The organism is Streptomyces sp. DH24 (genome assembly GCF_029813775.1).
Lineage (GTDB): Bacteria > Actinomycetota > Actinomycetes > Streptomycetales > Streptomycetaceae > Streptomyces.
In genome coordinates this window covers 26,533-47,259 of sequence record NZ_JARVKW010000053.1, presented here as the reverse complement: position 1 = coordinate 47,259, position 20,727 = coordinate 26,533, and the positions used below count along the sequence as shown (strand labels likewise).

The window sequence follows — 20,727 nt, the reverse complement described above, 5'->3', positions numbered from 1 at the left end:
GGGCGGGCGTGGACGGACGGGCACCCGGGGCCGGCGTGGCCGCAGGGGGGCCGGGCGCGGGGCCGGCCGACCGCGCACCCGGAGCAGGTGTGGCCCCCGGGGCGCCCGGGCCCGGCGGAGGCGTCTGGCCCTGCTGACCGGCGACGAGCGTGGGCAGGTGGCTCAACAGGCCCGCGCCACCCGGCGAACCGAGGGTGGACGGGCCCGGCGGACGCCCCGAGGAACCCGGCGCCTCCTCGGCGCCCGGTGCGGCAGCGCCACCCGGCGCGGCGGCGGCAGCGGCAGCGGCACCAGGTGGACGTCCTTGAGCAACCGGCGCCCCGGCGGCACCCGGAGCCCTCTCGGCACCCGGCCCGGCAGCGCCACCCGGCCCGGCAGCACCACCAAGCGGGCCTCCCGGAGCACCCGGCGCACCGGCAGCAGCCGACGGGCGCCCGGGGGCTCCCGGAACCCCGGCAACACCTGGCGCAGCCCCCGCAGTTCCCGGTGCCCCAGCGGCACCCGGCGCCATACCCGCCGTACCCGACGGGCCGGTCCGGTCGGTCCGGTCGGTCCGGTCGGTCGGGTCGGTCGGGGTCGTGGGAGCCGATGTCGTCGGGTCCTCCGTGTCCAGCAACCGCACCGCGTGACGCCCCAGTTGGGCGACCAGGGTGGCCGGCAGCCACGGCTCGCGGGAGCGGCCGTCGGCGACCGTGTCCTCCGCTCCGGTGCGTTCCAGGATGCGGTCCAGGGTCGGCCGGGCGCCCGGGTCCTTCTTGAGGCAGTCGCGGACCAGGTCGGCGATGCCCTCGGGCACCCCGTCCAGGTCGGGTTCCTCCTGGGCGATGCGGAACATCAGCGCGTGCACGCCGCTGTTGGCCGTGCCGAAGGGGAGCTTGCCGGTGGCGGCGTAGGCGAGCACCGAGCCGAGGCAGAAGATGTCGCACGCCGGCGTGATCCGGTCCCCGCGCACCTGCTCGGGCGCCATGAAGCCGGGCGACCCGACGACCGCGCCGGTACGCGTCAGTCCCCCGTTCGTCACGGTCTCCAGTGCCCGCGCTATCCCGAAGTCGATGACGCGCGGCCCGTCGATGGTCACGAGCACGTTGGACGGCTTGAGGTCGCGGTGGACGATCCCGGCGGCGTGGATGTCCTTCAGCGCGTGCGCGAGCCCGGCCGCGAGGATGCGCACCGACCGTTCCGGCAGGGCGCCGTGGTCGTGGCCGACGATCTGCTCAAGGCTCGGCCCGGCGACGTATCCGGTGGCCACCCACGGCACCGCGGCCTCCGTGTCGGCGTCCAGGACGGGCGCGGTCCAGAACCCGCCGACCTGCCGCGCGGCCCGCACCTCCTGCCGGAAGCGGGCCCGGAACTCCTCCTGGCGGGCCAGTTCCCCGCGTACGAGTTTCACGGCCACGGTGCGTCCCCGGTCCGAGCGGGCCAGATAGACGTACCCCATGCCCCCTGCGCCGAGCCGCGCCAGCAACCGGTAGGCACCGATCCCCTGCGGATCCCCCGGCCCGAGCTTCTCCATGGCCCCGCCGCCTTCCCCCACACGAGCAACAGGGCGAGGATAGTGCCGGCCCGGGGTGGCGTGAGCCGAACACCGAACACCGTCTACGGTTCAGCAACAGGGGCCCCGAGGTCGTCCAGCACCTTCGACAGCCGTTCCAACACCTCGACGGCCCGCGCGAGTTCCGTCTCGCCGAAGGCCTCCGCCAGACGGTCGGCGTACGCGGCGTGGCCGGGGTCGATGCGGCGGACGGCGGCGCGTCCGGCGTCGGTCGGGGCGAGGAGCTTGGCGCGGCGGTGGGCGGGGTTGGGCCGGTACTCGGCGAGGCCCCGCTCGACCAGCAGGTCGGCGACGCGCTGCACGCTCTGCCGGGTGATGCCCATGGCGCGTGCGATCCCGGACACCGGCAGCGGCTCCCGCAGGACCGCGCCCAGCACCTGCCACCAGGCGGCGGTCAGCCCGGCCGGGCGGGACAGTTCCTCGGCGACGGCGAGGAACTGGCCGTTCAGCCGGAAGACGCCGAGGGCGCCGCGGCTGAGCAGGTCCTGGCGTTCCTCGCTCACGCCGCACCGGCCCTGGCGAGGACGGCGTAGGCCTCCGGGTCGGAGTCGTGGAACAGCCGGTACCAGGCGTCGACCAGTTCGTCGTCGTAGGCGCCCAGGAGGCGGAGGATCTCGCGTGCGAAGGCGACGGGTTCGGTGGGTCCGGCGGTGATCAGCGGGCCGTCGGTGACGGCGTCGGCCTCGACGTAGTTCCCGCCGCCCCGGTAGCCGGTGGCGGCCAGGTAGAAGGACACGGCGCTGGTGTGCCGGCGGTCGTCGAGGAGGCCTTCGCGGGCCAGTCCGGCGGTGGCGCCGCAGATCGCGGCGACGGGGACTCCGGCGGCGAGGAAGGCGCGGGCCTTGCGGGCGAAGGGGGCCAGGTCGTCGCCGGTGTCCCACAGGTCGGCGCCCGGCAGGATCAGCAGGGAGCTGTCCTCGGGGTCTACGTCGTCCAGGGCGAGGTCGGGCCGGATGTCCAGGCCGCCGATGCTGGTGACGGGGTCGGTGGTGGGGCCGACGGTGCGGATCTCGTGGCCGGTGCGGGCCAGGTGCGCGGTGGCGTGGCCGGTCTCCCAGTCGGCGAGGGTGTCGTAGACCGCGAGGTGGACGGGCTTGCGGGCGGTGCCGGGAGTGCTGCTGTTCATGGCTTCTCCTCACGCCGTTGCTTATGACAGAAGGCTGTCACTTATGCAGCATGCTGTCAACATTCCCCCTCCGCGTCCCGGCGGCCCCGGCCCGCCCTGTCGACAACCTGTCGCGGAAACCCCCGCACCGCAGACAGGACGCCCATACCGCGTCCGCATGACGGACATCTACGCTCGCCCGCATGACCCCTCAGCCCAACCCCGAGGTCGGCGCCGCCGTGAAGGCCGCGGACCGCGCGCACGTGTTCCACTCCTGGTCCGCCCAGGAGCTCATCGACCCGCTCGCCGTCGCCGGCGCGGAGGGGTCGTACTTCTGGGACTACGACGGCAACCGGTACCTCGACTTCACCAGCGGACTCGTCTACACCAACATCGGCTACCAGCACCCCAAGGTCGTCGCCGCGATCCAGGAGCAGGCCGCGCGGATGACGACCTTCGCGCCCGCGTTCGCCGTCGAGGCGCGCTCCGAGGCGGCCCGGCTGATCGCCGAGCGGACGCCCGGCGACCTGGACAAGATCTTCTTCACCAACGGCGGCGCGGACGCCGTCGAGCACGCGGTGCGCATGGCCCGGCTGCACACGGGCCGCCCGAAGGTGCTCTCGGCGTACCGCTCCTACCACGGCGGCACCCAGCAGGCCGTGAACCTCACCGGCGACCCGCGCCGCTGGGCCTCCGACAGCGGCTCGGCCGGCGTCGTCCACTTCTGGGCGCCGTTCCTGTACCGCTCGCGCTTCTACGCCGAGACCGAGGAGCAGGAGTGCGCGCGGGCGCTGGAGCACCTGGAGACGACGATCGCCTTCGAGGGCCCGTCGACCGTCGCCGCGATCGTCCTGGAGACCATTCCGGGCACGGCCGGGATCATGGTGCCGCCGCCCGGCTACCTGGCCGGGGTCCGCGAGATCTGCGACAAGTACGGCATCGTCTTCGTGCTGGACGAGGTGATGGCCGGGTTCGGGCGGACCGGCACGTGGTTCGCGGCCGACCTGTTCGGTGTCGTGCCGGACCTGATGACCTTCGCCAAGGGCGTGAACTCCGGCTACGTGCCGCTCGGCGGTGTGGCCATCTCCGGGGAGATCGCGCAGACGTTCGCGAAGCGGCCCTACCCGGGCGGTCTGACGTACTCGGGGCACCCGCTGGCGTGTGCGGCGGCCGTCGCCACGATCAACGTGATGGCCGAGGAGGGCGTGGTCGAGCACGCGGCCCGGCTGGGCGGCGACGTGGTCGGCCCCGCGCTGCGGGAGCTGGCGGACCGGCACCCGAGCGTCGGCGACGTGCGCGGCGTCGGCATGTTCTGGGCGCTGGAGCTGGTGCGCGACCGCGAGACGCGGGAGCCGCTGGTGCCGTACAACGCGACCGGCGAGGCGAACGCGGCGATGGCGGCGTTCGGCGCCGCCGCGAAGGCCGGGGGTCTGTGGCCCTTCATCAACATGAACCGCACGCACGTGGTCCCGCCGTGCAACGTGACGGAGGCCGACCTGAAGGAGGGCCTCGCGGCGCTGGACGCGGCCCTGACGGTCGCCGACGAGTACACCCGGTGACGGCGTCCTGACCGGTCGGTCGGCCGCACGCCGGTCCCCGGCGCCGGGCGGCCGGTCCTCAGGGGCGTTCGAACGCGTAAGGTGGCGTGCTCAAAGACATGCGCGAAGACATGCGCGAGGACACGCGTGGCGACCCGCATGGCGCCACACGTGAGCATGCGCGCGGACCTGTCCGCGCACGCCACCGAACGCGACGAGGAGCCCCGACGATGCCCGGCAGCAGCGGCATTGGTGCCGTCACGCGCAGCACCCTGCGGCAGCAGATCGCCGACGCGCTCCGTGACGAGGTCGTGTCGGGGCGGCTGAAACCCGGGCAGGCGCTCACGGTCAAGGAGATCGCCGAGCAGTACGGCGTCTCCGCGACCCCGGTCCGCGAAGCGCTCGTGGACCTGTCGGCGCAGGGCCTGCTGGAGGCCGACCAGCACCGCGGGTTCCGCGTGCCCCAGCACTCCGCCCAGGACCTGCGCGCCATGCTGGAGGCCCGCTGCCTCGTCACCGAGGGCATCTTCCGCAACCTCGCCGAACGCACCGACCTGGACGCCTCGGCCGTGCCCCGCATGGTCGCCGCGCTCGTCGTGGTCCGCCGCCGCGGCGAGGAGGCCCAGCGCGCCGCCCTCGCCGGTGACCTCACCGTCCTCGTCGGCTACGACCTGCGGTTCTGGCGCGAGCTCAGTGCCGTGTTCGGCAACCCCTACCTCGGTGACTTCCTGCACCGGCTGCGCACCCAGACCTGGGTCTGCACGGTGCAGCACCTGCGGGACGCGACCGACCTGCGCGGCCGGCTGTGGGCCGGTCACACGGACCTGGTGGACGCGCTGGCGCGCCTGGACACCAAGGCGGCGCACGAGATCGTCAAGTCGTACAACAGGCACGCCATGCAACTGGTCGACCTGCTCCCGCAGGACGGCCGGGGAACCGCGCAGGACGGCCGGGGGAGCGCCCAGCACCCCCCGGGGACCGCGCAGGGCACGCCGAAGGCCCCGCAGGGGGGTCCGGGAGCCGCCTCCGACGGACCGGCGACCGCGCCCGGCGGCCCGGCGGCAGCTCCGGGCGGTCCGGCAGCCGCGCCCGGCGGTCCGTAGGTCACGTCCGTCCGGTGGGCCGGCGCCCGCGCCGCGGGCTCCCGCGCGTTCCGGACGGTGCGCGCCCTCGCCGCCGTCCGGCGGCGTCAGCGACGGCCGGGCGGGTAAGGAACGGGCACGGGGAAGCCCGCGCGAGGAAGCGGAGCGCGCGGGTGACCGCCACCGAACCGCACCGAGCCCGCACCCAACCGCACCGACGAACCGCAGCGATTACCCTGCTTACCCTGCTTGCTATCCGCCCCGACCACGCGTTCCACGGCCGTGGTCCGACCGCCCGACCACGTGCCGTGCGCTAGCGAGGAGCCCTCTTTGGCCTGTGACCTGTGGCTGGTACCGCTCGTCGACGTGTTGTGCCACACGCCCGACAACCCGTTCGCCGAGGAACTCGCGCAATACAACAAGGTGCTGGCCGAGGCCGGGCTCCCGCCGGTGCCGGTGTACCAGTACATGCCGGGCCTGTCCGGCGACGTCGCCCCGGTGGCCGGCTTCGACTACGACGCGCTGCACTTCCTGCGCCGCGCCTATCTGCTCCAGGTGTGCGGGCTGCCGGTGACGCCGGTGGACGAACTGGGCGGCGACTACGAGCAGTTGCTGGAGATGTTCGAGGCGACGGCCCAGCAGTCGCACCTGGTCTGGCACTACGACCACGCGGGCACGTACGTCCCCGTCGACTTCCCGCACCCCCTCGCCAACGACGAACTCCTCGCCGGCGGCGGCCCGCTGGGCTCGTCCCAGGCGCTGCTGAGGGAGCTGGAGCTGGTGGCCGCGGCCATCGGCATCGACCCGGCCAACCCGCCGCCGGCGCCCGAACCCCCGATGTCCCCCACCGAGTTGGAGGAACCGGCGGTGCCCGCGCCGTACGACCCCAGCCCCTTCGCCCGGGAACGTCACGTCTGGCTGGGCCTGCACGCGGCGGCGACGCGGAGCCTGGCGCAGGGGTCGATGATCGTCTTCAGCTGAGGCGCGCGGCGGCACGCCCGCCGCGGCACCGGCCTGCCGCTGTCAGCGACCCAGCTGGGAGAGGCCCTTCTGCACGTCGTCGAGGTTCATCACCGGCGTGTAGGTGATCTCCGCACCGAGATGCAGGAAGAACGGCTCGCTGATCACCGGCATCTGCGAGCTCTCCTGCATGTCGAAGAACAGGTAGGCGGTCCGCCGGCCGTGGTCGGTCGTGAAGTAGGCCGCCTCGGGCCTGATCTGCTCCATCGACTCCTGGATGAGCTTCCCCATGGTGCCGTTCCGGATCGCCTCGTTGGCCTTCTCCGTGTCCATGGACGCCTTGAGCAGTACGCGCATCGCACTCACCTTCTCCGGTCGACGCACGCGGGGTACGGCTTCAGCCTATGCCCGCACCCCGTCACCCGCGCGGGCGCCGGTGACGGCACACGCCCCCGCCGGCCAAGGGCCGAACGGGGGCGTGTCGCGGCGGTGAGGCCTACAGGAACGAGTTGATCTCGATCGTCTCGTCCCGCCCCGGGCCCACGCCGATCGCGGAGATCGGGGCGCCGGACATCTCCTCCAGCGCCTTGACGTACGCCTGGGCGTTCTTCGGCAGGTCGGCGAAGGTCTTCGCCTTGCTGATGTCCTCGCTCCAGCCCGGCAGCATCTCGTAGACCGGCTTGGCGTGGTGGAAGTCGGTCTGGGAGTACGGGAGTTCCTCGACGCGCCTGCCGTCGATCTCGTACGCCACGCAGACCGGGATCTGCTCCCAGCCGGTCAGGACGTCCAGCTTGGTGAGGAAGAAGTCCGTCAGGCCGTTGACGCGGGTCGCGTAGCGGGCGATCACCGCGTCGAACCAGCCGCAGCGGCGGTCGCGGCCCGTGGTGACGCCCCGCTCGCCGCCGATGCGGCGCAGCGCCTCGCCGTCCTCGTCGAAGAGTTCCGTCGGGAAGGGACCCGCGCCGACGCGGGTCGTGTAGGCCTTGAGGATGCCGATGACCCGGCTGATCTTCGTCGGGCCCACGCCGGCGCCGGTGCAGGCGCCGCCCGCGGTCGGGTTCGACGAGGTGACGAAGGGGTACGTGCCGTGGTCGATGTCCAGGAGGGTGCCCTGGCCGCCCTCGAAGAGGACCACCTTGTCCTCCTCCAGCGCCTGGTTCAGGACCAGGACGGTGTCGGCGACGTACGGCGCGAGCTTGTCCGCGTAGCCCAGCAGCTCCTCGACCACCTGGTCGACGGCGATGGCGCGCCGGTTGTAGAGCTTGGTGAGGATCTGGTTCTTGACGTCGAGCGCCGCCTCGACCTTCTGGGTGAGGATCGACTCGTCGTACAGGTCCTGGACGCGGATGCCGACGCGGTTGATCTTGTCCGCGTAGGTCGGGCCGATGCCGCGGCCGGTGGTCCCGATCTTGCGCTTGCCGAGGAAACGCTCCGTGATCTTGTCGACGGTCACGTTGTACGGCGTGATGATGTGCGCGTTTCCGCTGATCAGGAGCTTGGACGTGTCGACGCCGCGCTCGTTCAGCCCGCTCAGCTCGGAGAACAGGACCGACGGGTCGACGACGACACCGTTACCGATGACCGGCGTACAGCCGGGAGACAGGATTCCGGAAGGGAGCAGGTGCAGGGCGTACTTCTGGTCGCCCACGACCACCGTGTGGCCGGCGTTGTTACCGCCCTGGTAACGCACCACATAGTCGACGGAGCCACCGAGCAGGTCCGTCGCCTTTCCCTTGCCTTCGTCACCCCACTGAGCACCGAGCAGCACAAGTGCGGGCACGCGCGTACACCCCTTCCGGGCGGGGCATGTCCTGGGTCAGGGGCGTACGCGGAGGGTTTCCGCCGCGTGCCCCGCGGCCGTCGTTGGCCGCAACCGTCGGACCGGATGCCCCGGAATAGACGAAGCCCCTGGCGCAATAGCGCAAGGGGCTCTTGCACAAAGATGCTACCCGAGGAAGCGAGGCAGGACCGAGGTGGCGACTTATCCGACGTCCGACCAGCTGCTCGTGGTCATCGACCCGGTCGCCCGTCGGACGGACGGGGAATCGGTACGGATCGCGAAAGACGTGCTCAGCGCGGGTGCGGCGGTGAAGGTGTGCCTGCCCGACGGGCCGGAGGAATTCGCCCGCGCCCTGGCGCGTCGGGGGTCGCGCCGGCCGGTCGTGGTCGGCGACGACCGGACGCTGGTGCGCGCGGTGGCGCTGCTGCACCGGCACCGGGAGCTGGCCGGATGCGCGCTGTCGATGGTGCCGGTCGGGACCGGTCTCGGGCTGGCCCGGTCGCTGGGCGTGCCGACGGGCGCGGTGGCGGCGGCGCGGGCCGTGCTCGACGGGTCGGCGCGGCGGCGGGACCTGCTCGTGGACGACAGCGACGGGGTGGTGCTGGGCGCGGTGCGGATACCCCCGCTGCGGGGCGCCCCGGCGGAGGAGGCGGAACCGCCGCACGATCCCTCCCGGCCCTGGCTGCGCACCTGCCAGTCCCTCGTACGGACCCTGGTCCCGGCCCGCCCGGCCCGGCTCGCGCCCTCGGCCGGCTCCGGTCCGTCCCGCCTGCGGATCGAGGTCGACGGGACCACTCTGGTGGACCTGCACCAGCCGGTGGCGGGCGTGTCGGTCTGGCCGGGCGCCTCGGGGGTGGCCGAGATCGAGGTGCGCCCGGTGTCGGTGGGCGCGGAGGCCTCCCCGGTGCTGGCGGAGGGCCGCACGGTCACGGTCTCGGGCGCCGACTTCCGCTACCGCGCGGACGCGTCGGTGTCCGGTCCGGTCCGACGGCGGACCTGGACGGTACGGGAGGGCGCCTGGTCGCTGACCCTGCCGCCGCCGCGGTGAGTCGCTCTCCGAGCGCTCCGCGCGGACCGCGCTCCGCGTGGTCCGGCCGGTGTGCGTCAGCCCTCGCCGAACGCCTTCGCGCAGTACACGCGCCAGCGTTCCATCATGCCCGCCACGTCCTGCTCGATGAACTCGAAGAAGGCCAGCGTCTCGGCGAGGCGGCGGCCCGCGGGGGTGTCGGGGCCGAGGCTGGAGACGCCCTCGCGGAGGGCGTCCTCCCAGCGTTTGATGATCGCCTCGCGGTTGGTGAGGGCCTCGTACCACTGGTCGCTGTGCACGCGGTAGCGCTCGCGGCGTGAACCGGGCTCGCGTTCGCGGGAGACCAGGTGGACCTGGGCGAGGTAGCGCACCGCGCCCGAGACGGCGGCGGGGCTGATCCTCAGCTGTTCGCCGAGGTCCGCGGAGGTCAGGGTGCCGGCGTCGGAGGCGAGCAGCGCGGCGAACACGCGGGCCGGCATGCGCGGGACGCCCGCCTCGACGAGCTGCGCCGCGAAGTTCTCCACGAACCGCGAGACCGTCTCCGGGTCGCGCCCGTCCGGCCGGTCCTGCGCCTTCGCTTCCGTCATGCCCGGATCATCTCCCCTGCTCGTGCCCGCCCCTGAGAGTCTACGACCCTTTCATACGGTTCCTTAACTTCACAAATTTCTGAAGTAAGCGTAGCTTCCCTTTCATGACCAAGGCCATCACCGTCTGCGGACTCCACAAGTCGTTCGGCCGGACGCACGCCCTCGACGGGCTCGACCTCGACGTCGAGAGCGGCGAGGTGCACGGCTTCCTCGGCCCCAACGGCGCCGGGAAGTCCACCACCATCCGCGTGCTGCTCGGTCTGCTGCGCGCCGACGCCGGCGCCGCGCAGGTGCTCGGCCGCGACCCGTGGACGGACGCGGTGGAGGCGCACCGCCGCATCGCCTACGTCCCCGGCGACGTCACCCTGTGGCGCAACCTCTCCGGCGGCGAGACCATCGACCTCTACGGCCGGCTGCGCGGAGGGCTGGACGCCGGTCGGCGGGCGGAGCTGATCGAGCGGTTCGAACTCGACCCGACGAAGAAGGGCCGGACGTACTCCAAGGGCAACCGGCAGAAAGTCGCCCTGGTCGCCGCCTTCGCCTCCGACGTCGACCTGCTGATCATGGACGAGCCCACCAGCGGCCTCGATCCGCTGATGGAGGAGGTCTTCCGGACGTGCGTCGAGGAGGAACGCGACCGCGGCCGGACCGTCCTGCTGTCCTCGCACCTCCTCAGCGAGGTCGAGCAGCTCTGCGACCGCGTGAGCATCATCCGCAAGGGCCGGACCGTCGAGAGCGGCTCGCTCGCCGACCTGCGCCACCTGACCCGCACGAGCGTGACCGCCGAACTCGCCGGCCCGCCCGACGGCCTCTCGCGCCTGCCCGGCGTCCACGACCTCGACGTCCGGGGCAACCGCGTCCGGCTCCAGGTCGACACCGGCGGACTGGACGCCGTACTGCGCTCGCTCAGCGAGTCCGGCGTGCGGTCGCTGACGTCGACGCCGCCCACGCTGGAGGAACTGTTCCTGCGGCACTACCAGGACGTGCGGCCGACCGCGGTGCCCGAGGCGGGGGCGGCCCGGTGACCGCCGCGGCCTGGGGCGTACGTCCCCGAAGCTCCCGCACGCTGGCCGGCACCGGCACGCTGCTGCGGTTCGCGCTGCGCCGCGACCGCGTGATGATCCCGGTCTGGATCGGCGTGAACGCCCTCATGGTGCTGTCCATGCCGAACACCCTGGAGGGCCTGTACGGCACCCCGGCCGCACGCGCCGACCTGGTGGCCCAGGCGGAGACCAACTCCTCCCTGCGCGCCCTGGTCGGCCCCGTCTTCGGCGACTCCATCGGCGCGCTGACCGCCTGGCGCGTCGGCGTCTACGCCGCCGCCCTCGCCGCCGTGATGAGCCTGACGATCGTCGTACGGCACACCCGCGACGAGGAGGAGAGCGGCCGCCAGGAGCTCGTGGCGTCGGGCATGGTGGGCCGCCGGGCCTCCCTGACGGCGGCGCTGCTCGCGGCGGCCGTCGCCAACGCGGTCCTGGCACTGCTGGTGGCCGCCGGGCTCGCCGGCCATGGCGTCCCGGGCGCGGTGGCCTTCGGGCTGGGCCTCGCGGGCGTCGGCATGGTCTTCGCCACGGTGGCGGCGATCGTCGCCCAGCTCACCGAGAGCGCGCGGCTCGCCCGGGGCCTGACGGCGGCGGTGCTGGGCGCGGCGTTCGTGCTGCGCGCGGCCGGCGACTCGGCGACAGACGACGGTTCGTCGGCGCTGACGTGGCTGTCGCCGCTGGGCTGGCCGGAGAACCTGCGGGCCTTCGCCGGGGAACGCTGGTGGGTGCTCGCGCTGCCGGTCGCGGCGGTCCTCGTCCAGGGCGCGGTGGCCTACGGGCTCGCCGGGCGCCGGGACGTCGGCATGAGCTTCCTGCCGACCCGGCCGGGACCGGCGTCCGGCCGGCTGGCCACGGCGGGCGCGCTGGCCTGGCGGCTCCAGCGGGGCGGCGTGCTCGGCTGGAGCATCGGCTTCTTCCTCGCCGGTGTCGTCTACGGCTCGCTCACCGAGGGCGCGGCCGATCTGGTCGGCGACAACGCGAACGCCCGCGAGATCATCGAGCGCATGGGCGGGCAGGCCGGCATCACGGACGCGTTCCTGTCGGCGATGATCGGCATGCTGGGCCTGGTCGCCGCCCTGTACGTCGTCGCGTCGGTGCTGCGGCTGCACGGCGAGGAGACCTCCGGGCGCGCCGAGCCGGTGCTGGCCGGGGCCGTCGGACGGCTGCGCTGGGCCGCCGGTCATCTGGTGATCGCGTTCGGCGGGGCCGCCCTGATCATGCTGATCGCCGGCGCGGGCTTCGCCGTCGGCCACGGCAGGGAGGTCGGGCCGATCCTCGGCGCCTGCCTCGTGCAACTGCCCGCGGTGTGGGTGATCGGCGGCGTCGCGGTGCTGCTCCTCGGCGCGCTGCCGCGTGCGGCGGTGGCGGCGTGGGCGGTCGCCGGGGCGGTCCTGCTGATCGGCTGGGTCGGCCCCGCGCTTGACGTCCCCCGGGCGGTCCTGGACGTCTCCCCCTTCGGTCACCTGCCGAAGATGCCGGGCGCCGACATGCGGTGGACGCCGGTGCTGGTCCTCACGGGGGTGGCGGGGGCGTTGGTGGCGACGGGGCTGGCGGCGCTGCGGAGGCGGGATGTGACGGCGTGATCCCGCCTGGGGCCGCCGCCGTTCCTTCCCGCCTGCTCACACCGTGAACCGGCCTCCGCCCCTCACACCGTGACCGGCAGCCCTTCCAGGCCTCGGATCACGAAGTTGGGCTTGCGGACCGGCTCGGCGGCGAGTTCCAGCGTCGGCGCCCTCTCCAGCAGCGCCGTCATGGACGCCGCCAGCTCGATGCGGGCCAGCGGGGCGCCGATGCAGTAGTGGATGCCGGCGCTGAAGGAGATGTGCGGGTTGTCGCGGCGGGTGAGGTCCAGGGTGGCGGGCTCGGCGAAGACGGCCGGGTCGTGGTTGGCGGAGCCGAACAGCATGGCGATCTCGGCGCCGCGCGGGACGGTGGTCCCGTCGATCTCGATGTCGTCCAGCACCCAGCGCTCGAACAGCTGGAGCGGGGTGTCGTACCGCATCAGCTCCTCGATCGCGGACGGCACGAGGGAGTGGTCGGCGCGCAGGGCCGCCAGCTGTCCGGGGTGCCGGAAGAGGGCGTACCAGCCGTTGACGGTCGCGTTCACGGTGGCCTCGTGACCGGCGTTGAGCAGCAGCACGGCCGTCGAGATCATCTCCTGCTCGGTGAGCCGGTCGCCCTCGTCGTGGGCCGCGATGAGCCCGGAGATCAGATCGTCACCGGGCTTCTCGCGCCGCTCGGCGATCAGCCCGAGCAGATACTCGGAGAACTCCACGGACGCCCGCACGGCCTTCGCCGCGGTCTCCTCGGAGGGGTTCAGCTCGTACATCCCGCAGATGTCGGCCGACCAGGGCCGCAGCGGCGCCCGGTCCGACTCCGGGATGCCCAGCATCTCCGCGATCACGGCGACCGGCAGGGGCTCGGCGACGTCCGTGAGCAGGTCCCCGCCGCCGACCTCCACCAGCCGGTCCACCAGGTCCCCGGCGAGCTGCTCGACATAGGGCCTGAGCTGCTCCACGGTGCGCGGTGTGAACGCCTTCGACACCAGGCGCCGGATGCGGGTGTGGTCCGGCGGTTCCAGGTCCAGCATCCCGTGGTCGTTCAGCGTGTGGAACGGCTCCTGTTGCGGTGGCGGCGCCGTCCGCCCGAAGTCCTCGTGCGAGAACCGGTGCAGATAGGTCCGCCCGAGCCGCCGGTCGCGCAGCAGCGCGGACACGTCCGCGTGGTGCGGCACGAGCCACTGGTCGGTGGCCTCGTAGTGGATGACCCGCCCCCGCGCACGCAGCTCGGCGTAGCCGGGGTACGGGTCGGCGACGAACGCGGGGTCCCAGGGATCGAAGGCTGCCATGCGGGGACGCTAGCCCGCCGGCCCCGCGTCTGACCAGGGGTGTCGTGCGCCCGACCACTTCTCAGCGCGGTGTCACCAGCCGCGCCTCGTACGCGAAGACCGCCGCCTGGGTGCGGTCCCGCAGGCCCAGTTTGACCAGGATGCGGCTCACGTGGGTCTTGATGGTCGACTCCGCCACCACCAGCCGGGCGGCGATCTCCGCGTTGGACAGGCCCTGCGCGATGAGGACCAGGACCTCGGTCTCCCGCTCGGTCAGGTCGCCGTACGCCGCGTGCGCGGACATCGTCGGGCGCGGCGCGTCGGACAGCTTGGAGAACTCCGTGATCAGCCGCCGCGTGACCGACGGGGCGAGCAGGGCCTCGCCCGAAGCCACCACCCGTACGCCGTCCGCGAGCTGCCGCGCCGAGGCGTCCTTCAGGAGGAAGCCGGAGGCTCCCGCCCGCAGCGCCTGGTACACGTACTCGTCGAGGTCGAACGTGGTCAGCACCAGCACCTTCGCCGCGTCGTCGGCCGCGACGATCTCGCGGGTCGCCTCGATGCCGTTCAGCTCGGGCATGCGGATGTCCATGAGGACGACGTCCGGGGCGAGTTCGCGCACCTTCTCGACCGCCTCACGCCCGTTCACGGCCTCGCCGGCGACCTCGATGTCCGGCATGGCGTTCAGCAGCACGGAGAAGCCCTCGCGCACCATCATCTGGTCGTCCGCGATCAGCACGCGGATGGCCGTCGTCATACGTCACCCTCACCCGTCGGGGCGGCCGTGGTGACCGTGGCGACCGTGGCGACCGGCAGGAACGCCGCCACCTCGTATCCCCCGTCGTCCGTCGCGCCCGCCGTCATCTCGCCGCTCAGCATGGACACCCGCTCGCGCATGCCGGTGATGCCGTGGCCCGCGCCGGGAGACGGCTTGATCAGGGACGGCTCGGGCGGCGGCCCGTTCACGACGCGCAGGCCGAGCCCGCCGAGGACGTAGCCGATCTCGACGCGGGCGCTCGCACCGGGCGCGTGCCGCAGCGCGTTGCTGAGCGCCTCCTGCACGATCCGGTACGCCGACAGCTCCACGCCCTGCGGCAGCTCCCGCACCGCGCCGGTCACGGCCTTGTCCACGGTCAGCCCGGCGTCGCGCACATTGGCCAGCAGACCGTCCAGGTCGGCGAGGGTGGGCTGCGGCGCGTCGGGCGCCTCGTAGTCCTCCGCCCGTACGACACCGAGGACGCGGCGCAGTTCGGTCAGCGCCGCGACCGCGTTCTCCCGGATGGTGGCGAAGGCGCGCTCCAGCTCGGGCGGCGGGTTCTCCACCCGGTAGGGCGCGGCCTCCGCCTGGATGGCGACCACCGACATGTGGTGGGCGACCACGTCGTGCAGTTCGCGGGCGATGGTGGTGCGCTCCTCCAGCAGCGTGCGCCGGGAGCGTTCGTGCGCGGTGACCGTCTGCTGCGCGGTCACCTCCTGCTCGGCCTCGCGGCGGATGTGCCGTACGGCGACCGCGAGCAGGGCGAGCGCCGACAGGACCAGCATCGGCGCGCTGTTGTCGGAGGAGCGCCCGCCGCCGAGCACCACCTCGGCGAGGAAGCCGTAGCCGAGGGTCAGCGCCCACATCCAGGCGGCCGTGCGGGGGCGGGTGCGTATCGCCACGACGATCAGCACCGTCAGGTGGCAGATGAACGCGCCCGGCGTCCACGGCCAGTCGCCCCAGGGGCCGTCGAGCACGGACACGACCGGGGTCGTGGCCATGGACAGCCAGAACGCGCCCACCGGACGCACGAGCGTGGCCAGCACCGGGACGACGCACAGCAGGCCGGTCAGCAGCGCGGGCAGGCCCGCGTAGCTGCTGTTGCCGACGTACCCGCCGTACAGGGCGATCAGCGCGGCACCCGCGACCGTCGCGTGCGGCAGGTACGCGGCCCGCGCCCTGAGCCGCGCGGGCAGCCGACGGGTCACCGGCCCGTCCGTGGCCATGGGCGGCAACGGCCGGTACGCGAAGGCGTCCTGGATCAGATCCTGCCGCAGCCCGCGCAGCGCGCCCTGCGCCAGCCGGTACTCGGGGCTGCGCGGCCTGGTGTCGTCAGTGTGCGTCGTCGTCTCGGTCACGCCCACACGGTAGGCGGGGGGTGTACGGGGGGTCGTCACCGTGGAGGGGGGTTCGCGGGGGTCCGTCTCAGGTACTACATGCCTTTCAGCAGATCCACGAGGGCGGAGAAAGAGTCCCGGGGGAAGGAGAGCACGGCCCGTTCCGGGGTTTTGGTCCGGTCGTGCGCCGACCTCTGGGGCCGGCAGCCGCTGTCCCGGTTCGGCAACCGGGGCAAGTACGTCTGGTGCGAGCCGGCCGCAGGCTGAAACGACAACGGAGAGACCCGTCATCATGCTCAAGCCAGACCTTGCCGTGATCTACGTCCACATGGCACCCGGCCGCGAACCGGGTCCCGCCGAGGCAGAGGCGCGCGCCTTCGCCGACAAGCGCGGGCTGGCGGTCACCGCCGTCGTCACGGACCCGTACGGCGAACCCGACCCCGCCGGGCGCCCCGGATGGCAGCGCGTTCGGGACACGGCCGCGCGCGGTGGGATCGGCACCGTCGTCGTCCGGCTGCCCTCCTGCATCGCCCCGGAGCACGCGCACGAGGTGCGCTACCGCGAGATGCGGTGGCTGCTCGACCGGGGCGTGCGGGTGAGGTTCTCGTGGCCCGCGCTGACGCCGCCCGACGGCGGGGTCACATGAGGGCGCTCACCAGGCCAGTTGGGCGATCTCCTCCGCCACCACCGCGCACGCGTCCGCCGCCGGGTCGATGAGCGGGAAGTGGCCCACGTCCTCCAGCAGGGTCAGGCCCACCACCTCGCCCGCCCTGGCCGCCGCGTCCGCGTACGCCTCGGCGACCGCCTGCGGTACGTCGATGTCCTCGCGGCCCTGGACCAGGGTCGTCGCGATGCCGGTCGGGAGCAGCAGCGCCGGGTCGGCGTACGGGCGTCGCTCGGCGAACGACCCCTCCCCGCCCAGGAGTTGGCGTGCCGCGCCGCCGCACACGTCCAGCGTGTCGGCGACCGCGAGGTCGGCGATCGGGGCGAGCGCGACCACGCCGCGCAGGGGTGCCGGCCGGTCGGTGCGCCACGGGGCGCCCTCGGGCAGGAGGTGGCGCGCGGCCACCCACAGGGCGAGGTGGCCGCCCGCCGAGTGACCGGTGACGACGATGCGGCGCGAGTCGGCCTCCGGCAGCGCCTCCCGCGCAAGGCCCGGCAGCGCGTCCAGCGCGGCGGCGACGTCGTCGAACGTGTCGGGCCACCGCCCGGCGATGCCACCCTCGACACCCGATCCGGCACCCGCGTCCTCAGGCGCCGCACCCCGCCGGTACTCCACGCTGGCCACCGCGAACCCCCGCCGGGCGAGGAAGGCGGCGAACGGGCTGATGTGCCGGCGGTCGTAGGGCGCCCGCCAGGCCCCGCCGTGCAGGACGGCGACCAGCGGGGCCGGGACGCCGGGGACCACCTCGCGGCGCGGGGCGTAGAAGTCGACCACCTGGTCGGGATGGTCGCCGTACGCGGCGCTGACGTCGGGCTCGACCGCCGGGTGCGAGAGGGCCGACTTCTCCTCGGCGGCGGCCCTGGCAGCGGCGTTCTCCGGTTCTGCGGCGGCGTCCGGCATGCTCCAACCTCTCAGCGATGAAACGGAATTGGCGGACCAGGAGAGACAATCGGCCGTTGGCCGGGACGGTACCAGGCCGGTGACGTGCGCGGACACGGGGATGTCACGCTCGGTGAGGCTCAAACGGTTCTGTCGTTTCGTTACGCTGGCGGTGGAGCCCGCGTCCCGGCCGCGCGAACCCCGCGTGAACCCCGCGCGCACGCCCCCGCCCGCACCAAGGAGGCCGACATGTCCCCCGAACCCGGCACCGTACGTCCCGCCGAACCCGGCACCGTACGTCCCGGAGGGCGTACCGCCCGTGTCCGTGCGGCCGTACTGCGGGCGGCCGGCGACGTCCTCGCCGAGCAGGGGTTCGCGCACCTCGACCTCGCGGACCTCGCCCGGCGGGCCGAGGTCGGCAAGACGACCGTGTACCGGCGCTGGGGCACACCGACCGCCCTGGTCGCCGACCTGCTCACCGACATGGCCGAGCAGTCGCTGCCCCGCACCGAGACGGGCACCGTCCTCGGCGACCTGCGCGCCAACGCCGACCTGGTCCGGCGCACGCTGGCCGATCCCCGCCAGGGCGCGCTGTTCCGGGCGGTCATCGCGGCGGCGAGCTGCGACGAACGCACCGCCGAGGCGCTGCGGCGGTTCTACGAGGTGCGGGTCGCCGAGTGGGCGCCGTGCGTCGAACAGGGCGTCCGGCGCGGGGAGCTGCCGGCCGGGACCGACGCGGCGGCGGTCGTCCGCGCCGTGTCGGCCCCGCTGTACTACGCCCTGCTGACCACCGGCGAGGCACCGGACCCGGCCGCCGCGGACCGCGCGGCACGCGCCGCGTTCGCCGCCGCGACGGCCGGGGTGTACGTCACCGGCCCCGACGCGCCCGACGGGGCGGCCTGAGCCCGGCGGCCGGCGCCTCAGGCGGCGGCGTCCGCCAGCACCTCCGCCAGCACCCGGGCCGCCCGCTCCACGTCCGCGAAGCCGACGTACAGCGGGGTGAAGCCGAAGCGCAGCACGTCCGGGGCACGGAAGTCGCCGATCACGCCCCGCTCGATCAGCCGCTTCATCACGTCACCGGCATCCGGGCAGCGCAGCGCGACCTGGCTGCCGCGTTCCGCGTGGGCGAGCGGCGTCACGCACTCGACCCGGCCCTCGGGCACGTACGCCGTGACGCACTTCAGGAAGAAGTCCGTCAGGGCGAGGGACTTGGCGCGCACCGCCTCGACGCGGACGCCGTCCCACACCTCCAGGGCCGCCTCCAGGGCGAGCATGGACAGGATGTCCGGCGTGCCGACCCGGCCGCGCCGTGCGCCGTGCGCCGCCTCGAACTCCGGGCGCATCCCGAACGGCTCGGCGTGCGAGTTCCAGCCGGGCAGCGGGGAGTCGAAGCGGTCCTGGAGGTCGTGGCGCACGTACAGGTAGGCCGGGGAGCCCGGCCCGCCGTTGAGGTACTTGTACGTGCAGCCGACCGCCAGGTCCACGCCGTGCTCGTCGAGCCCGACCGGCAGCGCGCCCGCGCTGTGGCACAGGTCCCACACCACGTACGCGCCCGCCTCGTGCACGGCGGCCGTGAGTCCCGGCAGGTCGTGCAGCCGGCCGGTGCGGTAGTCGACGTGGTTGAGCAGCACCGCGGCGGTGCGCGGGCCGAGCGCGGCCGGGACCTCCGCGGGCGTCACCGCGCGCAGCGTGCGGCCGGTCAGCCGGGCGGCCGACTCGGCGATGTACCCGTCCGTCGGGAACGTCGACGCGTCGACCAGGATCTCGTCGCGGCCCTCACCGGCGAGGCGTACGGCCGCCACGACCGCCTTGAAGACGTTGACGCTGGTCGAGTCGCCGACCACGATCTGCCCCGGCGCGGCGCCGACGAGCGGGGCGATCCGGTCGCCGATCCGCTCGGGCGCCGTCCACCAGCCGCTCTCCTCCCAGGACCGGATGCGCAGCTCGCCCCACTGGCGGCGTACGACGTCCGCGACCCGGTCGGGCACCGCGGCGGGCAGCGCGCCCAGCGAGTTGCCGTCCAGGTAGACCGCGTCGTCCAGGACGAACCGGGCGCGCAGCCCGGCCAGTTCGTCGGACGCGTCGAGTTCCTTCGCTTCCCGGGCGAGGTCGGACACCGGCCCGGACACGGATTCCGTCACGCCCTCAGACATACGACCGCGCCGTCCACAGCTCGGGGAACACGTTCTTCTGGGCCCGCTTCTCCAGCCAGGCCACCCCGGCGGAGCCGCCCGTGCCGGTCTTGGACCCCATCGCGCGGCGGGTGGCGACCAGGTGGTCGTTGCGCCAGCGCCACACCAGCTCGGCGACGTTCGTCAACGCCTCGCCCAGCCGGGTCAGTTCGGCGTTCTGGTCACCGGAGTAGACGGCCGTCCAGGCGGCCTCCACCTCCGGCGACGGCTCGTACCGCTGCGACACGTCGCGGTGCAGCACGGCGTCCGGGATGTCGTACCCCCGGCGGGCCAGCAGCCGTACGACCTCGTCGTACAGGCTCGGCTCGTGCAGGGCCTTCTCCAGTTCCGCGTGGGCGCGCGGCGCGCCCCGGTGCGGGACGAGCATGGACGCGGACTTCTCGCCGAGCAGGAACTCCAGGCGGCGGTACATCGCCGACTGGAAGCCGGAGCCCTCGCCGAGGGCGGAACGGTACGAGTTGAACTGCGCGGGCGTGAGCTGGGCCAGCGGCGTCCAGGAGGCGTTCAGCGCCTCCAGCTCGCGGACGGAGCGCTTCAGCGCGGCGACCGCCGTGGGGACGTCGTCCGAGCGCAGGGCGTGCGCGGCGGTCTCCCACTCGTGGACGATGACGGTGAACCACAACTCCATGACCTGGGTCGTGACCAGGAAGACCATCTCTCCGGGATCGTCGGAGAGGGGCTGCTGGAGGTGCGTGAGCACGTCGGCCCGGACGTAGTCCTCGTACGGTGTCGTGCCGGCGAAGTCGAGATGCGGGGTCTCGGGCTCCTGAGCCTGGTCAGCCTGGTGAGCCTGGTGGGACATCGCTGTCTCCTGTTTGTACTCCGGGTAGCGGTCCGCCCCTGCCGATGCCGGCACGGGGGCCCCGGTCCCCACTCGCATCCTCCGCAATCGTCCCCCACAAGGGCAAGGCCCGCCTGGTCACAGGCGGGCCCGCGGTGCGGTACGGGACGGGTCAGCCCAGGGTCTGGGCGGCCGTCGGGGAGGAGTCCCGCAGGAACTGGGAGCAGCGCTCGTACTCCTCCTGCTCGCCGATCGCCTGCGCGGCGCGGGCGAGGGCGTGCAGGGCGCGCAGGAAGCCGCGGTTCGGCTCGTGCTCCCAGGGGACCGGGCCGTGGCCCTTCCAGCCACTGCGGCGCAGGGAGTCCAGGCCCCGGTGGTAGCCCGTACGGGCGTAGGCGTACGACTCCACGACGCTGCCGCGCTCGAAGGCCTCGTCGGCCAGCCGGGCCCAGGCCAGGGAGGAGGTCGGGTACTTCGCGGCGACGTCGGCGGGGCTCGTGCCGGCGGCGAGGAGCTCGCGGGGTTCCGGGTCGTCGGGGAGATGGGTCGGGGGCGGTCCCCCGAGGAGGTTCTCGTGAATGGCCATGGGGTCCAGTGTCCCGCAGTTCGTGCCACTGGC

Annotated in this window: 20 protein-coding genes and 2 pseudogenes; 9 read left to right on the top strand and 13 right to left on the bottom strand. The window is 73.5% G+C overall.

Annotated features, from left to right (window positions below; genetic code table 11):
• The 3 genes from QC282_RS28960 to QC282_RS28950 all read right to left on the bottom strand — a co-directional run.
• Positions 1-1,513 (bottom strand): serine/threonine-protein kinase (locus tag QC282_RS28960; RefSeq protein WP_279552545.1); only part of this gene is annotated, 1,513 nt, incomplete at its 3' end.
• A gap of 83 nt (positions 1,514-1,596) precedes the next feature.
• Entirely contained in the window at positions 1,597-2,055 is a 459-nt protein-coding gene (locus QC282_RS28955; RefSeq protein ID WP_279552544.1) for a MarR family winged helix-turn-helix transcriptional regulator, read from the bottom strand.
• On the bottom strand, positions 2,052-2,678 hold the full coding sequence (locus QC282_RS28950; RefSeq protein WP_279552543.1) for a glutamine amidotransferase: 627 nt from the start codon (positions 2,676-2,678) through the stop codon (positions 2,052-2,054). Before QC282_RS28950 ends, QC282_RS28955 begins: the two co-directional genes overlap by 4 nt.
• A 182-nt stretch (positions 2,679-2,860) precedes the next feature.
• Here QC282_RS28950 and QC282_RS28945 point away from each other — a divergent pair, with 182 nt between their 5' ends.
• The 3 genes and pseudogenes from QC282_RS28945 to QC282_RS28935 all read left to right on the top strand — a co-directional run bounded on the left by QC282_RS28945 (position 2,861) and on the right by QC282_RS28935 (position 6,258).
• Positions 2,861-4,216 (top strand): aspartate aminotransferase family protein, encoded by a 1,356-nt coding sequence (locus tag QC282_RS28945; protein WP_279552542.1) that lies wholly within the window; start codon positions 2,861-2,863, stop codon positions 4,214-4,216.
• A gap of 209 nt (positions 4,217-4,425) precedes the next feature.
• Positions 4,426-5,121 (top strand): annotated as a pseudogene (locus tag QC282_RS28940) (GntR family transcriptional regulator); the annotation flags it as partial.
• A 486-nt stretch (positions 5,122-5,607) separates the two neighbouring features.
• Positions 5,608-6,258 (top strand): hypothetical protein, encoded by a 651-nt coding sequence (locus QC282_RS28935; protein ID WP_279552541.1) that lies wholly within the window; start codon positions 5,608-5,610, stop codon positions 6,256-6,258.
• 42 nt (positions 6,259-6,300) lie between these two features.
• Here the strand turns inward: QC282_RS28935 and QC282_RS28930 are convergent, their stop codons facing one another.
• Positions 6,301-6,594 carry a hypothetical protein gene (locus tag QC282_RS28930; RefSeq protein WP_279552540.1) on the bottom strand — a complete coding sequence of 98 codons (294 nt, stop codon included), beginning with the start codon at positions 6,592-6,594 and terminating at the stop codon, positions 6,301-6,303.
• A gap of 139 nt (positions 6,595-6,733) precedes the next feature.
• Positions 6,734-8,017 (bottom strand): adenylosuccinate synthase, encoded by a 1,284-nt coding sequence (locus QC282_RS28925; RefSeq protein ID WP_279552539.1) that lies wholly within the window; start codon positions 8,015-8,017, stop codon positions 6,734-6,736.
• A gap of 193 nt (positions 8,018-8,210) precedes the next feature.
• Between QC282_RS28925 and QC282_RS28920 the strand changes: the two genes are divergently transcribed.
• Complete coding sequence (locus QC282_RS28920) at positions 8,211-9,065, top strand: diacylglycerol kinase family protein (protein ID WP_279552538.1); 855 nt, start codon at positions 8,211-8,213, stop codon at positions 9,063-9,065.
• Positions 9,066-9,121: 56 nt separating this feature from the next.
• Here the strand turns inward: QC282_RS28920 and QC282_RS28915 are convergent, their stop codons facing one another.
• Complete coding sequence (locus tag QC282_RS28915; RefSeq protein WP_279552537.1) at positions 9,122-9,631, bottom strand: GbsR/MarR family transcriptional regulator; 510 nt, start codon at positions 9,629-9,631, stop codon at positions 9,122-9,124.
• A gap of 104 nt (positions 9,632-9,735) precedes the next feature.
• Between QC282_RS28915 and QC282_RS28910 the strand changes: the two genes are divergently transcribed.
• A complete protein-coding gene (locus tag QC282_RS28910; protein ID WP_279552536.1) occupies positions 9,736-10,656 on the top strand; it encodes an ABC transporter ATP-binding protein in 921 nt (306 codons plus the stop codon).
• 92 nt (positions 10,657-10,748) lie between these two features.
• Positions 10,749-12,257 (top strand): ABC transporter permease, encoded by a 1,509-nt coding sequence (locus QC282_RS28905; RefSeq protein WP_279552548.1) that lies wholly within the window; start codon positions 10,749-10,751, stop codon positions 12,255-12,257.
• Positions 12,258-12,319: 62 nt separating this feature from the next.
• On the opposite strand, the gene QC282_RS28900 is transcribed toward QC282_RS28905, so the two are convergent.
• The 3 genes from QC282_RS28900 to QC282_RS28890 all read right to left on the bottom strand — a co-directional run bounded on the left by QC282_RS28900 (position 12,320) and on the right by QC282_RS28890 (position 15,613).
• On the bottom strand, positions 12,320-13,522 hold the full coding sequence (locus QC282_RS28900) for a cytochrome P450 (protein ID WP_279552535.1): 1,203 nt from the start codon (positions 13,520-13,522) through the stop codon (positions 12,320-12,322).
• Positions 13,523-13,583: 61 nt separating this feature from the next.
• On the bottom strand, positions 13,584-14,255 hold the full coding sequence (locus QC282_RS28895) for a response regulator transcription factor (protein ID WP_279552534.1): 672 nt from the start codon (positions 14,253-14,255) through the stop codon (positions 13,584-13,586).
• A complete protein-coding gene (locus tag QC282_RS28890) occupies positions 14,252-15,613 on the bottom strand; it encodes a sensor histidine kinase (RefSeq protein ID WP_279552533.1) in 1,362 nt (453 codons plus the stop codon). Before QC282_RS28890 ends, QC282_RS28895 begins: the two co-directional genes overlap by 4 nt.
• 150 nt (positions 15,614-15,763) lie before the next feature.
• On the opposite strand from QC282_RS28890, the pseudogene QC282_RS28885 reads away from it, so the two are divergent.
• Positions 15,764-15,859: pseudogene (locus tag QC282_RS28885) on the top strand (ATP-binding protein); the annotation flags it as partial.
• Positions 15,860-15,884: 25 nt separating this feature from the next.
• Positions 15,885-16,238, top strand: coding sequence for a hypothetical protein (locus tag QC282_RS28880; RefSeq protein WP_279552532.1), 354 nt, complete (start codon positions 15,885-15,887; stop codon positions 16,236-16,238).
• Between the two features lie 6 nt (positions 16,239-16,244).
• On the opposite strand, the gene QC282_RS28875 is transcribed toward QC282_RS28880, so the two are convergent.
• The gene (locus tag QC282_RS28875; RefSeq protein WP_279552531.1) at positions 16,245-17,156 is read right to left on the bottom strand and encodes an alpha/beta hydrolase; all 912 of its coding nucleotides are present in this window, start codon (positions 17,154-17,156) and stop codon (positions 16,245-16,247) included.
• Positions 17,157-17,384: 228 nt separating this feature from the next.
• On the opposite strand from QC282_RS28875, the gene QC282_RS28870 reads away from it, so the two are divergent.
• On the top strand, positions 17,385-18,038 hold the full coding sequence (locus QC282_RS28870; protein WP_279552530.1) for a TetR/AcrR family transcriptional regulator: 654 nt from the start codon (positions 17,385-17,387) through the stop codon (positions 18,036-18,038).
• A gap of 17 nt (positions 18,039-18,055) precedes the next feature.
• Here QC282_RS28870 and kynU read toward each other — a convergent pair whose 3' ends face one another.
• The 3 genes from kynU to QC282_RS28855 form a co-directional block, all read right to left on the bottom strand.
• A complete protein-coding gene (gene kynU, locus QC282_RS28865; protein ID WP_279552547.1) occupies positions 18,056-19,252 on the bottom strand; it encodes a kynureninase in 1,197 nt (398 codons plus the stop codon).
• A 28-nt stretch (positions 19,253-19,280) separates the two neighbouring features.
• Positions 19,281-20,129: a tryptophan 2,3-dioxygenase family protein gene (locus QC282_RS28860; RefSeq protein WP_279552529.1), complete on the bottom strand. Its 849-nt coding sequence runs from the start codon at positions 20,127-20,129 to the stop codon at positions 19,281-19,283.
• A 151-nt stretch (positions 20,130-20,280) separates the two neighbouring features.
• Entirely contained in the window at positions 20,281-20,694 is a 414-nt protein-coding gene (locus tag QC282_RS28855) for a DUF3151 domain-containing protein (RefSeq protein ID WP_279552528.1), read from the bottom strand.
• Positions 20,695-20,727: the final 33 nt, after the last annotated feature.

What these genes read in the sequence shown, in the direction of transcription:
- QC282_RS28950 (WP_279552543.1), bottom strand. Translation starts at nt 2,678, where the DNA reads ATGAACAGCAGCACTCCCGGCACCGCCCGCAAGCCCGTCCACCTCGCG.
- QC282_RS28945 (WP_279552542.1), top strand. Translation starts at nt 2,861, where the DNA reads ATGACCCCTCAGCCCAACCCCGAGGTCGGCGCCGCCGTGAAGGCCGCG.
- QC282_RS28930 (WP_279552540.1), bottom strand. Translation starts at nt 6,594, where the DNA reads ATGCGCGTACTGCTCAAGGCGTCCATGGACACGGAGAAGGCCAACGAG.
- QC282_RS28915 (WP_279552537.1), bottom strand. Translation starts at nt 9,631, where the DNA reads ATGACGGAAGCGAAGGCGCAGGACCGGCCGGACGGGCGCGACCCGGAG.
- QC282_RS28910 (WP_279552536.1), top strand. Translation starts at nt 9,736, where the DNA reads ATGACCAAGGCCATCACCGTCTGCGGACTCCACAAGTCGTTCGGCCGG.
- QC282_RS28905 (WP_279552548.1), top strand. Translation starts at nt 10,749, where the DNA reads ATGATCCCGGTCTGGATCGGCGTGAACGCCCTCATGGTGCTGTCCATG.
- QC282_RS28900 (WP_279552535.1), bottom strand. Translation starts at nt 13,522, where the DNA reads ATGGCAGCCTTCGATCCCTGGGACCCCGCGTTCGTCGCCGACCCGTAC.
- QC282_RS28895 (WP_279552534.1), bottom strand. Translation starts at nt 14,255, where the DNA reads ATGACGACGGCCATCCGCGTGCTGATCGCGGACGACCAGATGATGGTG.
- QC282_RS28880 (WP_279552532.1), top strand. Translation starts at nt 15,885, where the DNA reads ATGCTCAAGCCAGACCTTGCCGTGATCTACGTCCACATGGCACCCGGC.
- QC282_RS28875 (WP_279552531.1), bottom strand. Translation starts at nt 17,156, where the DNA reads ATGCCGGACGCCGCCGCAGAACCGGAGAACGCCGCTGCCAGGGCCGCC.
- QC282_RS28870 (WP_279552530.1), top strand. Translation starts at nt 17,385, where the DNA reads ATGTCCCCCGAACCCGGCACCGTACGTCCCGCCGAACCCGGCACCGTA.
- QC282_RS28860 (WP_279552529.1), bottom strand. Translation starts at nt 20,129, where the DNA reads ATGTCCCACCAGGCTCACCAGGCTGACCAGGCTCAGGAGCCCGAGACC.
- QC282_RS28855 (WP_279552528.1), bottom strand. Translation starts at nt 20,694, where the DNA reads ATGGCCATTCACGAGAACCTCCTCGGGGGACCGCCCCCGACCCATCTC.